The following is a 16,066-nucleotide window of genomic DNA, read 5'->3' on the forward strand; positions in this document are numbered from 1 at the left end:
TTATCTCCCCTTTTTAACCTTAACTTTATCAGCTTCAATATATTTGTTTTGTTGATCATTAATATACTTTTCTTCTAAAAATCTATCTCCGGTAATAACTTTAGAATTAGTAATCTTTGATATTTTAGTTGTTATATTTTTTATTTTATTATTAGACATGATTTCATTCAAACTTATTTGTTCTTTTTGTTCAAATTTATTTAATAAATTTGAAACACCAACACCCAAAAGTCTTATAGCTTTATTATTTCAATATTTTTCAAATAAATTAATAGCATTTTTATAAATAACATTTGCATCACTTGTATAATCTTTTAACTTTATTTGCCTTGTTATTTTTTTAGTGTTTTGATCTGCATATTTAATTGTAAAATATATAACATTACCAACTACAACACGATTTTTTAGTCGTAAAGAAATATGATTGCTAATTTTTTTAAAAAAATTATTTATGTCTTCATATAAAATAAAATCTTTTTCAAATGTTTCTTCATTACCTATTGATTTAATAGAGTTATCAGAAGAAATTATTGTGTCTTTTAAATCATTTCCTGTTAATTTAGCTTTAAATTTTGTAATAAGATTAAAGACTGTTAGTGATTCATTGCTTGTTAATTCATATTGTACTAAATCGTTTATTGTAAATATTTCTAAAGTATTTAATTTATTGCATGATTTTTTACCCAATCCAGATACACTATGAATTGATAAAGGTCATATTACTTGTTGATAATTATGTTCATTGATTATCGTTATACCTAAAGGTTTTTTTAAATCACTAGCAATTTTTGCAAATGTTTTATTAAAACTGGCTCCAATACTTACTGGAAGTTGTAATTCTGTTAAAACATCTTTTTGAATAATGGCGCATAACTCTTTAACACTATTATAATTTTTAAGAGTTGTTGTTACATCCATAAAGCATTCATCAATTGAAGCTATTTCTATTAAATTTGTATATTTTTTCAATAAATTGAAAAATTTTTCAGCATATTTTACATATAATGAAAAATCTGATTTTATAACTACTAAACTATCACATTTTTCTTTTGCTAAAAATAATGGGTCCCCTGCTTTAATATTATATTTACGAGCTACATAATTTGCAGTAACAATGATAGAACGAAGTTTATTTGGAGCCACAACAACTGGTTTGTTTTCTAATGTTTTATCTTCTGCCATATGACAACTTGCAAAAAATGAATTTATATCAACATGTAATATAACTTTCATTTACACCCCCAATATTCCGGTATAAACATAATTTTTTTTGAACAAAAATCCAAATCCAGTTGTGTATGTATATTTATTTGAACGTGAAAATCTTCTTGCAATAATTCATTCGTTATATAACAATGGATAATTACTGCTAACATAATTTGTAACATTTAACTCATATAAATCTTCTAATTTTTCTTTAATTTTGGGATTAATAAATATAATGAAAATTCATAAAATAAAAAAACTAGATGAAATTAGTGATAAAATATTAAACTTATACAGCAAAAATAAAAATCAAATATCAAGAATAAGATTATAATCTATTTTTGCTACAGAGTACAAAATCATTTGTAAAATAAAGAAAAAATAAAATGTTATGTTAAAAATTATTGGTAAAACATATAGTAACAATTTAAAATAAAGCATTGTGTTTGGTTTTTTTATTGATAAGTCAACCAAAAAACCTCTAGAGATACAATAATCTAACACAATCCCATTAATATAGAAGCTGCTATTTTCAAATACTTCTAACCTGTTAATTTCTAATGTATTATTTTTAGCACTAAAAGAATTATAAAAATTAGCATTGTTATCTTTGATAATTTTAATGTCTTCTATCTTACGTTTAAATAAATATTTTTTTATTATAAAGTCACAATTCTCATTTTTAGAGTTACTAAAATTATCAAGAAATTGTGGAATTAAAACTTTTTTATATATAGAAAATAAAAAAGTTAATATGAAAATTTGTAAAACAAATTCAAACGCAAAAATTATAATTGGAAATTCTTCATTTACAAACATTTTATTCTCCTTAGTAACTTTAACTTTACTATATTATATATTCATATTAAAAAAACAATCAATTAAGATTGTTTTATATTAATTTTCTTTTTTAAACTTTGCTAAATTATCTTTTACATTAGCTATAAGATTATTAGATTTTAACTTTTGTTGCATCATTTTTTTATATAACAAATGATCAGGATTATTTGGATCATTTGCTGCCTTATATAATCTTAGCTTATCTTCTAATGATAATTTATCCACATCCATATATTTATCAGAACTTAACTCTAATTGTCCATCATGTAAAACTTCTTTATTTCTTTTAACACTATTAATAATATCATTTAATGAAGTTGGATTACTCATTGTTCTAACAGATTTTTGAGCAGAAATATTTTGTTTTGTTTTTAAGTTATCTTTTTTGTCTAATTTGCTTTCTGAAGTCAAACTAGTTTTATCTTTATTTACGTAATACGGGACAACATTTATATTATCTAAATCTTCTTTATTATATTCAACTTTTTTTAAACTAGGATTTTTAGTATTATAGTTTTCTCAATGATACTTATTATATTTGTTTGTGAAACTTATTTGATCTAAAACATCACTTTTTTTAAATTTGCTATTTAATTTAACTTCTTTTTTTTCATCTAGATAATCGTTGTTTTCATATTGTATATCATCTAGTAAAATTCCATCCAATTTATTAATCACCACATATTTTAGTTCTTTATTATTGTTGTTAACTTCAGCATATCTATTTTCATTTTCAAAATTTTCTTTTTTTGAATTAATATTTGTTTCTTGCGAATTAGAACCTTTATACATTTTTTTAAGATTACTAATTCTTTCATCTAAACTAATATTTTCTTTTTTTGAACTATTATTAGCTGTAAAATTTCTGTAATTATTTTTCATAAAAATCCTTAAAATTTAATATTATATTATACATATATTATAACAAATTAATATACTTCATTAAATAAATTATCTATACATTTCATATATTATATTTATTTCATTATTATTTTTAATTAGATAACTATCTTTATATTGTAATTCTAAATATATTGTTTTGGGTCTTTTGTTCTTTAAACTATCATTTGAGATTTTTATATTTAAATTATGATCTTTAAAGTAAATTTCATTGATTAAAATATCGCTTTTTTTAAGTTTTTCTTCTCTGATAGGTGCTTCTAAATCTTTATAAATGTTTTGTAATATTTTATGTTTTAAATCTTCAACATTTGAATTGATAGAAAAATAAACTTCTTTAAATGCTTGATTTTTAAAATAGTTTTTAAAATACTCATCTTTGTTTTCGCTTAGTTCCACTATAAAAGGTTTTATTGTATTAAATATTTTATCTTTAACACTTACTTCTAAAGTTAAAGATAAATCAACAGATTTTCATCAAGGGTTAAAATCTGCTTGAATTAATATTTTTTTACTATTTAAAGCTAAATTGTTTTTAAAAATATTTTTAATTAAAATAGAATCTTTATCATACTTTATATTTTTTTTATTTAATGTTTCATAAATTTTATTCAATATTATAGGTTTTAAAACTTCTTCTATATTAAAATTATATTTTCTAGCAAGTTTAATATTTTCTATTTTAATATTTTTAACTTCTTCTTCTAAATTTAAATTTTCAATATTAATTTTTTCAATTTTTAAACTTTTAGAATTTTTTCTTACTTCTTTTTCTTCTTGTACTACTTCTTTTTCTTCTTGTACTACTTCTTTTTCTTCTTGTACTACTTCTTTTTCTTCTTGTACTACTTCTTTTTCTTCTTGTACTACTTCTTTTTCTTCTTGTACTACTTCTTTTTCTTCTTGTACTACTTCTTTTTCTTCTTGTACTACTTCTTTTTCTTCTTGTACTACTTCTTTTTCTTCTTGTACTACTTCTTTTTCTTCTTGTACTACTTCTTTTTCTTCTTGTACTACTTCTTTTTCTTCTTGTACTACTTCTTTTTCTTCTTGTACTACTTCTTTTTCTTCTTGTACTACTTCTTTTTCTTCTTGTACTACTTCTTTTTCTTCTTGTACTACTTCTTTTTCTTCTTGTACTACTTCTTTTTCTTCTTGTACTACTTCTTTTTCTTCTTGTACTACTTCTTTTTCTTCTTGTACTACTTCTTTTTCTTCTTGTACTACTTCTTTTGTTTCTTTATTATTTGCTTCTGGATTTTTTTGATAATTTCCGCAAGATATTATTGAACTAACAGATACACCAATTGTAGATATTAAAGATAACAATATTAATATTTTTTTCATGTTAACCTCCAAAATACTTTAAATATAGTATTTTAAAATTTATAACACTCAAAAAGAGTAAATAACCTAAAAAATATTTTCTTTATTTAATAAAATTATTAAAAGCTTTATTAATGATGTTGCTAACAGAAACATCATTTCAAGCAACAAAGTTATCTACCTTATCATTTAGTTTAAAACATGATAAATATTCAATATTATTCTTTTTATTTCCTGTTATTGGAGAATAATCAAGTGTTAATATTTCACATTTTTTTTCATTTAATAAATTAATAATCTTTTTTAAAACTTTAAAGTGAATTTCAAACTTATTTGCGATCCNCCCTTTTCCAATTTCTTCTTTTTCACTTTCAAATTGAGGTTTAACTAAAAAAATAAAAATTGTGTTTTCATTAGCTAAACTTAATGCTTTGTCTATAATTTTAGTTATTGAAATAAATGAAACATCACAAACAATATAATCAAGATCTTCTTTAATTAAACTATTATCAAAATACCTAAAATTAGTTTTTTCTATAGAAACAACTTTTGGATTTTGTCGCAGTGAAAAATCTAATTGATTTGTACCAACATCAACAGCATAAACTTTTTTCGCATTAAATTGAAGCAAGCAATCCGTAAATCCACCTGTAGATGATCCTATATCTAAACAAACCTTATTTTCTATTTGATAATTATTATCTATAATCGCTTTTTCTAATTTATCTCCAGCTCTTGAAACAAATTTATTGATATTTTCTTTAACTCTTATTTCTGCAGTTTCATCTATTATATGACCTGGTTTGATTATATATTCATTATTTACCAAAACGCTTTTTGCCATAATTAATCTTTTAGCTTTTTCTCTTGAGGAAGCAAAGTTTTTTTCAACTAAAATAATATCTAATCTATTTTTCATATTTTTGTCAAAATTTATTGACTCCCTTTCGCTTATTTGTTTCTCTGTAATGATTTCATAATTCATTTTCTTTTAGTATTCAATCAGTTACTTTTTTAAATCAAAAAGCTCCATATGTTTCAGATCACTTTAAATCAATATCAGCTTCTATAAACAAATGTTCTAATATATTTGAATAATTAGAATCTATATAACAATTTTTATTATCACTCACATCTTGCGAAAAAATATCTTTTAAAAAATACATTTCAATTTTGTTTTGTTTAAAAACCCCATCTAATTTCATTTTAACAATTTCTTTATTAAAAATAATTTTATTATTTAAAATATCGACATATATTTCATGTGGTTGATTAAGTGGTACTTTAAAAATTTTTGCATCAAAAAAATACAAATTACTTTCTTTNNGTAAAATGCCATTGAATTTTTACTTTTTTTTCCACTTATTATTTTTTCATTTATAATAATCAAAATATTTTTTATTTTCAGAAATGTTCATATATTAATTATATCATTTACTTAAAATAAATAAAAAAAGGCTTTTAGCCTTATTTTTATTTATTTCTTTTCAACATGTTTCATGTGTTTATTACATTTAAAACAATGTTTTTTTGTTTCTAACTTTTCAGTATGTAATTTTTTGTTCTTTTTAGTTATGTAATTTTCTTCTTTACATTCAGAACAACGTAGTATTATACCTTCTCTCATGAAAGATACCTCTTTTCCATTTATTTTCTAATCATCATAAATAATAATAACACAATTATTACTATTATTAAATGATTTTTAAATACTATTAAAAATCTGATGTGTTATTTATTGTAAAATCATCAATTTGTTCATTGTCGTTTTCATTATTATTACCTTTAGATAAACCTTCAATTCGTTCTAATTGTTTTCTTCTTTTTTCATCTAAATTACTTTTACTTGTTTTATTAGAAAAAGTACTTTGTTGTAATTCAACTCTTTTAGGTTCTTTAACTAATTTATCTATTGTTGTAACAGGCTCTACTAAATAAGTTTTTGACTTTAGCAAATCTTCAGTTGTTATTTTTTCACTTTTTATAAAAATATCATTTTTACTATTTATATTTTGTTTTTCATTAATATTTTTATCACTATCTATATAATAAGTTTTTTCTAATCTTTCTAATTGTTTTATTCTGTCTGATTTTGCTTTTGCTTTAATATTGTTAAATATTTTATTATCATTAATTTTTTGATTATCTTTTAATTTATTTGGATCTGAAATATTGTCAACAAATTTTTTACCGTAAACAGAATTATTATTAAAAGAATAACCTTCTCTGTTGTAATCAAATGTTAAATTATTATCTAAAACAACATCCTTATTTCCATTTTCAATTTCATCAAAATTAAATCTAGTTGTATTTTTAGTTATTTCTCCATCTTCTATTACATTATGATCTTCATTATTAGTTTCAAAAAAGTCAAAATCATTTTGTTTTTGTTCTTCATCCTCTAGTTTGAATTGTTCTTCATCTTCTAGTTTGAATTGTTCTTCATCTTCTAGTTTGAATTGTTCTTCATCTTCTAGTTTGAATTGTTCTTCATCTTCTAGTTTGAATTGTTCTTCATCTTCTAGTTTGAATTGTTCTTCATCTTCTAGTTTGAATTGTTCTTCATCTTCTAGTTTGAATTGTTCTTCATCTTCTAGTTTGAATTGTTCTTCATCTTCTAGTTTGAATTGTTCTTCATCTTCTAGTTTGAATTGTTCTTCATCTTCTAGTTTGAATTGTTCTTCATCTTCTAGTTTGAATTGTTCTTTTTCATCATCTTTTATAAATGAAATAATATTTGTAAACTCTAAATGTTCAAAATTATCATTTTTATTATCAAATTTTTCAATCTCTGCATTTCAAGTTTTTTCTTTTTCATTTTCTACAAAGTTATTTTCATCAGAAACATTATTTATTAATTCATCTAATTCATTTATGTTTTCTTCGTTAAAATCATGTAAATTAATATCTTTTTTTTCAACATTTTTTAAATTTACTTCTGGTTCAGTTGATAAAACTTCATCTTCAACATTATTTTGTTCTTCTTGAGGTTCAATAACTTCTGGTTCAGTTGATAAAACTTCTTCTTCAAAATCATTTTGTTCTTCTTGAACATCATTTTGTTCTTCATGAGCTTCAATAACTTCTGGTTCAGTTGATAAAACTTCTTCTTCAACAATATTTTGTTCTTTTTGAATTTCAACAATATTTTGCTCATCAATAACTTGTTCAATGTCAGGTTCAGTTGATAAAACTTCTTCTTCAACAATATTTTGTTCTTTTTGAATTTCAACAATATTTTGCTCATCAATAACTTGTTCAATGTCAGGTTCAGTTGATAAAACTTCTTCTTCAACAATATTTTGTTCTTTTTGAATTTCAACAATATTTTTTTCATCAATAACTTGTTCAATGTCTGGTTCAGTTGATAAAACTTCTTCTTCAACAATATTTTGTTCTTTTTGAATTTCAACAATATTTTGCTCATCAATAACTTGTTCAATGTCTGGTTCAGTTGATAAAACTTCTTCTTCAACATCATATTGTTCTGCTTGAGCTGCAAATATTTCTTTTTCCTTAACAGGTTCTTGAATATATTCTTGTGATTCAGATAATAAATCATTTTTTTGTTCTGTTTGAACTTCAATTTTTTCTTCTTCTTCAATTAATTCATCTGAATTTAAATTTGATGAACTATTATTTTCTAAATCTTCAATAACTTTTTTTAATTCATCATAGTTAAATAAAGTTTTGTTAACAACTTTTTTTTGTTGAGTAGAAATTTCAGATTGTTTATTTTCAGGTTCATTTATTATTTCATTTGAAACAATTTCATTATTTTCTTCCAAAATGTTATCTTCATTATCATCAAAAGACAATCTGTTAACATTAATAATTTGATCTTCATCTTCAATTAATATTTTATTTTTGAAATCATTATCTAAATCAATTTGTTTTTTTCCTAATTTTTTTTCAGCTGGTTTTTTAGCATTTGTTTTTTTAGCTTTTTTTAGGTTTTTTTAACTTCATTTAAAAACATATTTTTGTTTAATATGTTGTCCATAAAATTAGTTTCACTAAACTCTTTTTCAAAAAATTCTGAATTTTCTTTAAGAAATGGTGACACTTCAATATCACTATTATTATCATATATAATTTCGTGATCAATATTTGGTTGAAAATCATCCAAAATAATTGTTTTATCAACTTTTTCAAAATTAATAATTGCTGATTTTGTATCCTCATTTTTTTTGAGTGGTTTTTTTTCATCATCTAATTGATGAATGATTGTTAGGTCTTCTTCTTTTTTTAATTCTTTATTTGGTCTAACATTTTTTGATTTATTAGCATCTGTAGAAGCAGTTTTAGTTGTGTTTGAAACTTTATTGTTACCATTATTATTTGTTGGTGGTTTTGGTTTTTTTGCACCACTTTTCTCCAATATGTTAAAGAAACTATCTTGAACAATATTTTCTAATGTGTCTATAACATTTGCTGGTTTTATGTTGTTTTTGCTTTCACAATTTATAAAATCATATTCTTCAATTTCATTATTTGTATAAACATATTTAACAATAGAACCATAATTACTACTGAAAGCACCAATGATTTTATCATTATCATTTGCTTTAAAATTAATTATTCTTGAACCCTTAACTGGTCGTTTGTGAAATTCAAATTTATCTAAATTATAAATTCCGTGTTTATATTTACTTGTAAAGATATATGCTTTATCTTTAGGGTTATATAGAAATGCTCCAACTACAAAGTCATCTTTTAAATTAATTGCTTTAATTCCCTTTGTTCTTAACCCTAAAAGCGGAATTTCATCAATTTTATATTTAACAACAAATCCTTGTTCTGTAATTATTGATATTAATTTCTCATTTTTAATTAATTTAGCACTAATAACTTCATCGTGATCTTGTAAGTTTATACATTTAATTGCTTTACTAATTCTTTTAGCAGCAAATTCAGCAACATTTGTAGCTTTAAAAAACCCAAATTTACTAAAAAAGGCAATTTTGTGTGAGCTATTTTCAATATCATTTATTAAAAATGTTGAAACAACTTTTTCATCCCCACTTATTTGAGAAATTGTATTAATGTGAACCCCAATTTCACGAATCTTAGATTGTTTAATTTTAAATATAGGAATTATTACATAATTTCCTTTTGAAGTTACTATCAATAAAGTATCTAATGTTGAAGCGCTAATATTTGCAATATATGAATCTTCACTTTTCTTTTTAACATCTTCAATGTTAAATTTTACATTTTTGTTTTCTTCTAATACTTTTAAATAACCTTCTCTTGAGACTAAAATATTAACATTTTTTTCAGGAATTGTTTCTGTGATATCAATATCAATATTTTCAATATCATTTTCAATTATTGTTCGACGAATACTTTTATGTTTATTCATTATTTCTTGTAATTGATCAATAATAACTTGATTTAAAACATTTTTATCTTTTAAAATTAACTTCAATTCATTTATTTTGTTTTCTAAATCTTTTGTTTCATTTTGTAAATCTAAAATATCAGTTGATGTCAAACGATATAATCTTAACAATACAATAGCTTCAGCTTGAACAAACGTAAAGTCAAATCTTGTTTGTAAGTTTTGAATTGCGTTTGCTTTATTTTCAGATTGTCTAATTATCTTAATAATTTCATCTAAAATACTTATTGCTTTAATTAAACCAGCAACAATTTCTAATCTTTTNNTTTCAGCTTTTGCCAGTTCAAATTTAGTTCTATTTATAATAACTTTTTGTTGATGAGAAATATAATTATCAACATAATCAATTAAATTAAATAAAATTGGAGATTTATTTGCAATTCCAACCATATTATAATTATATGAAATTTGCAAGTTTGTATGTTTTAACAAATACTTTCTAATAACATCAACATTAGCATTTTTACCAGTTTCAATAACTATTCTTAATCCATTACGATCTGTTTCATCACGTACTGTTTTAACATTTAGTCCCGGTTCTAAATAACAAACATCATCAATTTTTTTAACTAAATCTTGTTTAACAACTTCGTAAGGAATTTCTGTAATAACTAAATTCTTGTCGCTATCAACTTCAATTTTAGAACGTAAAATAACTTTACCTTTACCTGTCATAAAGGCTTCTTTAATTCCGTCTGTCCCTTGAATTATTCCTCCAGTTGGAAAATCTGGTCCTTGAATTACTTTCATTAAACTTTCTAAATTACTATTAGGATTTTTAATTCTTTTGATTATAGTTTTAATTAATTCTGTTAAGTTGTGCGGAGGAATATTTGTGGCATAACCAGCAGCAATTCCTGTTGAACCATTAATTAATAAATTAGGAAGACTTGCCGGTAATACTGATGGTTCTGTTTCTGAATCATCAAAGTTAGCAATAAACTCAACTGTTTTTTTCTCTAAATCTTTTAATAAATAGGTAGAAATTTTACTTAAACGAGCTTCAGTATATCTCATAGCTGCAGCTGAATCACCATCTAAAGATCCGTTATTACCATGCATGTCAACTAACGGGTAACGCATTTTTCATGATTGACTCATACGAACCATTGCATCATAAACTGATGTATCTCCATGTGGGTGATACTTTCCGATAACTTCTCCAACAATTCTGGCAGCTTTTTTATAAGCAGTTGAATGAAATAACTTTAATTCGTTCATAGCAAAAAGAATTCGTCTTTGAACGGGTTTTAATCCATCACGAATATCTGGTAAAGCACGATCTTGAATAATGTATTTAGCATATCTTGCAAATCGATCTTCTAATATTTCATTTAAACTATATATTATATTGTTTTCTTTTTTCTGATCCATATTTTCTCCTATACTTTAAATGATATGACCGTTATTTTCTTCTAATGAAAATTTTACATTATCTACAATTCAATCTTTTCTTTTTTTAGCATCATCACCCATTAGCGTAACAATTCTTTTTTCTGCAATTGAAGCATTGTCAATTTCAACTAAAATTAGTTGACGATGTTGAGGGTCCATTGTTGTATCTCAAAGTTGATCTGCATTCATTTCCCCTAAACCTTTATATCTTTGTAATTCATACTTTTCTTTATTGTTTTTTACTTTATTTTTTAAATCTTTTTCATCTCAAACATAAGAAACTTTTTTAGTTTTTCTTTCTGTTAACTTATATAAGGGTGGTAAAGCAATGTACACCTTTTTGTTTTCAATTAAAGGACGCATGTAACGATAAAAGAAAGTTAATATCAATGTTTGAATATGCGCTCCATCAGTATCAGCATCAGTCATTATTATGACTTTACCATAGTTAATATCATTAATATCAAATTCATTACCAACACCAGCTCCAATTGCATTAATCATGTATTGAACCTCATCGTTGTTAAAGATATCTTGTAGTTTTGCTTTTTCTGCATTTATAACTTTACCTCTTAGAGGTAAAATAGCTTGAAATTTACGATCACGCCCCAATTTTGCACTTCCACCAGCTGAATCTCCTTCGACTAAAAATAACTCATTTACATGTTTATTTTTATTTTGAGCTGGCGTTAATTTTCCAACTAACATACGATCAGTTCCAGAACGTTTTTTAGAATTTCTTGCAGCTTCACGAGCTTTTTTAGCTTCATCACGAGCAATCCTTGCTAAAATAGCTTTTTCAATTATTTGTTCTGCAATTTTAGGGTTTTCTTGAATTCAATATTTTAATTGATTGTAAACAACATTTTCAACAACACTTCGAGCTTCTGGTGTTCCTAATTTATTTTTTGTTTGCCCTTCATATTGAATTAAGTTTTCTGGAACTTTAACAGATACAATTACAGCTAATCCTTCTTTTGTATCAGATGAGTCAAAGTTTTTATCCTTATCTTTTAAAATATTGCTCGATCTTGCAAATTCATTAAAAGCTTTATTTAACCCAGTTCTAAAACCTGTAACATGTGTCCCACCTTCAGCTGTTTTTACATTATTTGCAAAAGCAACTAAATTTTCATTAAAGTCATTTGAGTATTGTAAACAAACTTCAACTTCAATATCTTTTTCATTTCCTCTTAATAAAATTGGTGTTGATAAAATCTTCTTATCTTTGTTAATAAATGTGATAAATTCTTGTAATCCTAAATCATATTTATAACTAACCTCTTTTGGAGCATCTTTTCTTAAATCAGTTAAAGTTAATTTTAAACCACTATTTAAAAATGCTGATTCTTGAATTCTTTCAGATATTGTTAAAAATGAGTAATTTAATGAAACAAATATACTTGGATCAGCTTTAAAAGTAACTTCTGTTCCATGTTTTGTTGTTTTACCAACTTCTTTTAAAGATTTTTTTAACAATCCTCCATTATGAAATGATATTTCATAAATTTTACCTTCACGATAAATTTTAACAATAAAACTACTAGATAAGGCGTTTACAACTGACGATCCAACCCCATGTAATCCCCCAGATGTTTTATAACCATTACCACCAAATTTACCTCCAGCATGCAATGTTGAAAAAATAACTTCTGGTGTTGATTTACCAGTTTTATGTTTTCCTGTTGGTACTCCTCGACCATTATCTCTTACTGTAATTGAATTATCTTTGTTAATAGAAATATTAATTTCATCACAATGCCCAGCCAAAGCTTCATCAATTGAATTATCAACAATTTCTCATACTAAATGATGTAATCCCCTAATATCAGTTGTCCCAATATACATTCCAGGTCTTTTTCGAACAGCGTCTAATCCCTCTAAGACTTGAATGCTCGATTCATCATAAGTATTATTATTTTTTTGATCCATAAAATTCCCCGTTTTACTTACTCAATTATAATATAAAAAGTAACAGATAAAAAGATATTTTAATACAAATAAATTTACGTTTTTTTATAAGATTTAGCTATCTGCTTTAAAAATATTACAATCAATGTGTACTGCTTGTAAGTTACTTATATCATTATTTCCACCCTTTGATAAAGGTTTAATGTGATCAATATTTCAAGCACCACCAGAATTATTTTGAATTTCTACACTTTCATGCGATCCATAATACATAATCATTTCACATATCCCACATAGTTTATGATTAGAACTTAAATTTTCTTTTGTATCTAAACATTCACAATCTTCAGCATTGTTTCAAACAGCTATTTGTTTATTAGTTAAGTCCATGTAATTTTCTCCTTTTAAAATAAAAAAAGCTAAATATAATTTAGCTTTTTCAATATTAAGATTCTTTGATTCAGTTAAATGTACGTTTAACAGCTTCTTTTCATCCTTTATTTAATTTATCTGTTTTTTCAACTGATCATTCTGTGTTAAACACTTTGTCAGCTTCATTAATTTTTTTCAAGTCTTTAATATCTCAGAACTTAACTGCAAGTCCTGCTAAATATGCAGCTCCATAAGCTGTTGTTTCCACGATTTTTGGTCTAACAACATCAACTCTTGAAATATTAGCTTGAAATTGCATTAAGTAATCATTTTGTGAGGCTCCCCCATCAACTTTAATTAATTTTAAAGGTGCACCTAAATCAGAACTCATAGCTTTAATAACATCATTTGATTGATAAGCAATTGATTCTACAGTCGCTTTAATGATATGTTCTCTTTTTGTTCCTCTTTCAAGACCAAAAATAGCTCCTCTTGAATAAGAATCTCAATAAGGAGAACCTAAACCAGTAAATGATGGTACAACATATACTTTTTGATCGTCTTTTACAAGTGATGTATATCATTCTGTTTGTGATGATTGATAAACAATTCTTAATTGGTCTCTTAATCATTGCACAGCAGCACCAGCCACAAATACAGATCCTTCTAAAGCATAAGTTATTTTACCGTTTAAATTAACAGCAACCGTTGTTAATAATCCGTTTTTAGAACGAACAGGTTTTTCTCCTGTGTTTAATAGGATAAAACACCCTGTTCCATAAGTATTTTTAACTTCACCCGGTTCATTACATAATTGACCGAATAATGCTGATTGTTGATCTCCAATTGCTGATGCGATTGGGATTTCTGTTTGATCATCTTTACTTAAAAGTGTTGAAGTTGTGTGTCCATAAACTTCAGATGATGATTTTACCTCTGGTAAAATTTCTTTTGGTATATCAAATAATTTTAATAATTCTTCATCTCATTTTAAATCATGAATGTTGTAAATCATTGTTCTTGATGCATTTGTTGTATCAGTAATATGAACTTTACCACCAGTTAATTTATAAATTAATCATGTGTCAATTGTTCCAAACAATAATTCACCTTTTTTAGCTTTTTCACGAGCACCTTCAACGTTATCTAAAATTCATTTAATTTTAGTTGCTGAAAAGTAAGGGTTAATTTGTAATCCTGTTTTCGCCGTTACTTTTTCCATTAGTTTTTTATCTTCCATTAAATCGTCACAGTATTCAGCTGTTCTACGATCTTGTCAGACAATTGCGTTATAAATTGGTAAACCTGTTTTTTTGTCCCAAATAACAACAGTTTCACGTTGATTTGTGATTCCAATTGCTGTTATTTCAGAACCTTTAATGTTTTTTCTGTTCAAAGCTTCAACAAAAGTTGTTCTTTGTGCATTTCAAATTTCTACAGCATTATGTTCTACTCAACCTGATTTTCCAGATGGAAAAATTTGTGTAAATTCAATTTGATAACTACTTACAATTTTCCCTTTTTTATCAATAACAAGTGTACGACAACTTGTTGTTCCAGAATCTAAGGTTACTATATATTTACTCATTTATAAACCTTCTTTCTTTTATAAATTTAATAATTTAATTACATATTTTCCTATTGCTGGAGCCGCCGTAATTCCGGGAGATTTTATTCCAGCAATATTTAAGAAGTTTTTATTATCTTTTGCTAATTCAATAAGAAAATCATCTGTTTTTTGAATAATTGGGCGAGAACCAGCCATAACTTTATATGTTCTTTCAATATTAAGTTCAGGAATAATTTTCTTTCCAATTTCTCCAATTTTTCGATACATTTCTTGTGTAACTAACCTTACATCTTCTTTACGAATTCCATCTTCGGCTGTTGGACCAACTAAAACATGTCCATCAGTTATTGGTGAAACAATAACTCCTTTACCATGAATAGTTGGTGCCATGAATACAATATTTTTAACTTTATGAGCTTCGTCAAGCTCTAAAATACGATATTCACCTCTTCGACGAAATAGTTCAAAATTACGTGCATTTACCATATCGGCAATATCATCCGCATAATGTCCAGCAGCATTAATAATTTGTTTAGCAAAAAACACATTATTGTTTGTTTGTATTTCAAAGTATTTTTTATCTTTAATAAACTTAATTGCAGTGACTTTTGTTTTTAAATGTACATCTGCATTTGATTTTTTTAATAACTCATTTGTTAATTCAATTGGATCAATTATATGTGAAGAACTACAATATAACGCTCCTAAAACTTCTGTGTTTACATTAGGTTCATATTTTTTTACTTCTTCATAACTGTTTAAAATTTTTAATTCAGTTTTATCCAATCCATTTTCTAACCCACGTTCATAAAGTTTTTTAACTTCATTAATTTCGTATGGTGAAAATGCTATTACTAATGAATCTACTTTTTTTCAAGTAAAATTCAATTCTTTAAATCATGTTTGATATAATTTTTTTCCTTCAATAGAAAGTGTGGCATTTAATTTTCCCGGAGTCGGGTCAAATCCACCATGAATAACCGCTGAATTACCTTCAGTTGTTTCCATTGCTGGTTTGTTATTTTTTTCTAAAACTAATATTGATTTATTTAATTTTGAAATTTCATAACTACATGCAGCACCAATTATACCTGCGCCAATAATACAAATATCATGTATTTTGTTAGGCATAAAATATATTT

The 16,066-nt window shown here is 24.7% G+C and carries 13 protein-coding genes; all 13 read right to left on the reverse strand.

Annotation, left to right across the window (positions count from 1 at the left end):
- Positions 1–1,233 carry a Y-family DNA polymerase gene (locus NPX79_RS03595; RefSeq protein ID WP_381415067.1) on the reverse strand — a complete coding sequence of 411 codons (1,233 nt, stop codon included), beginning with the start codon at positions 1,231–1,233 and terminating at the stop codon, positions 1–3.
- Positions 1,234–2,025, reverse strand: coding sequence for a hypothetical protein (locus tag NPX79_RS03600; protein ID WP_381415068.1), 792 nt, complete (start codon positions 2,023–2,025; stop codon positions 1,234–1,236).
- Between the two features lie 78 nt (positions 2,026–2,103).
- Positions 2,104–2,928 carry a hypothetical protein gene (locus NPX79_RS03605; protein ID WP_381415069.1) on the reverse strand — a complete coding sequence of 275 codons (825 nt, stop codon included), beginning with the start codon at positions 2,926–2,928 and terminating at the stop codon, positions 2,104–2,106.
- Positions 2,929–2,997: 69 nt separating this feature from the next.
- Positions 2,998–4,293 carry a hypothetical protein gene (locus tag NPX79_RS03610; RefSeq protein WP_381415070.1) on the reverse strand — a complete coding sequence of 432 codons (1,296 nt, stop codon included), beginning with the start codon at positions 4,291–4,293 and terminating at the stop codon, positions 2,998–3,000.
- An 82-nt stretch (positions 4,294–4,375) separates the two neighbouring features.
- Positions 4,376–5,191: a TlyA family RNA methyltransferase gene (locus NPX79_RS03615; RefSeq protein WP_381415071.1), complete on the reverse strand. Its 816-nt coding sequence runs from the start codon at positions 5,189–5,191 to the stop codon at positions 4,376–4,378.
- Positions 5,181–5,585 (reverse strand): hypothetical protein, encoded by a 405-nt coding sequence (locus NPX79_RS03620; protein ID WP_381415072.1) that lies wholly within the window; start codon positions 5,583–5,585, stop codon positions 5,181–5,183. The genes NPX79_RS03615 and NPX79_RS03620 overlap by 11 nt, the downstream gene beginning before the upstream one ends.
- 164 nt (positions 5,586–5,749) lie before the next feature.
- On the reverse strand, positions 5,750–5,899 hold the full coding sequence (gene rpmG / locus NPX79_RS03625; protein ID WP_381415073.1) for a 50S ribosomal protein L33: 150 nt from the start codon (positions 5,897–5,899) through the stop codon (positions 5,750–5,752).
- Positions 5,900–5,987: 88 nt separating this feature from the next.
- Positions 5,988–8,090, reverse strand: a complete 2,103-nt coding sequence (locus tag NPX79_RS03630) for a hypothetical protein (protein ID WP_381415074.1) — start codon at positions 8,088–8,090, stop codon at positions 5,988–5,990.
- Positions 8,091–8,221: 131 nt separating this feature from the next.
- A complete protein-coding gene (parC, locus tag NPX79_RS03635; protein WP_381415075.1) occupies positions 8,222–11,050 on the reverse strand; it encodes a DNA topoisomerase IV subunit A in 2,829 nt (942 codons plus the stop codon).
- A gap of 15 nt (positions 11,051–11,065) precedes the next feature.
- Complete coding sequence (parE, locus tag NPX79_RS03640; protein WP_381415076.1) at positions 11,066–13,003, reverse strand: DNA topoisomerase IV subunit B; 1,938 nt, start codon at positions 13,001–13,003, stop codon at positions 11,066–11,068.
- A gap of 93 nt (positions 13,004–13,096) precedes the next feature.
- Complete coding sequence (locus NPX79_RS03645) at positions 13,097–13,372, reverse strand: HNH endonuclease (RefSeq protein WP_381415077.1); 276 nt, start codon at positions 13,370–13,372, stop codon at positions 13,097–13,099.
- 55 nt (positions 13,373–13,427) lie between these two features.
- Positions 13,428–14,942 carry a glycerol kinase GlpK gene (gene glpK / locus NPX79_RS03650; protein ID WP_381415078.1) on the reverse strand — a complete coding sequence of 505 codons (1,515 nt, stop codon included), beginning with the start codon at positions 14,940–14,942 and terminating at the stop codon, positions 13,428–13,430.
- 18 nt (positions 14,943–14,960) lie between these two features.
- A complete protein-coding gene (gene glpO, locus NPX79_RS03655) occupies positions 14,961–16,055 on the reverse strand; it encodes a type 2 glycerol-3-phosphate oxidase (RefSeq protein ID WP_381415079.1) in 1,095 nt (364 codons plus the stop codon).
- Positions 16,056–16,066: the final 11 nt, after the last annotated feature.

Source organism: Spiroplasma endosymbiont of Anurida maritima, from assembly GCF_042465095.1.
In the GTDB taxonomy this organism is placed as follows: domain Bacteria; phylum Bacillota_I; class Bacilli_A; order Mycoplasmatales; family Mycoplasmataceae.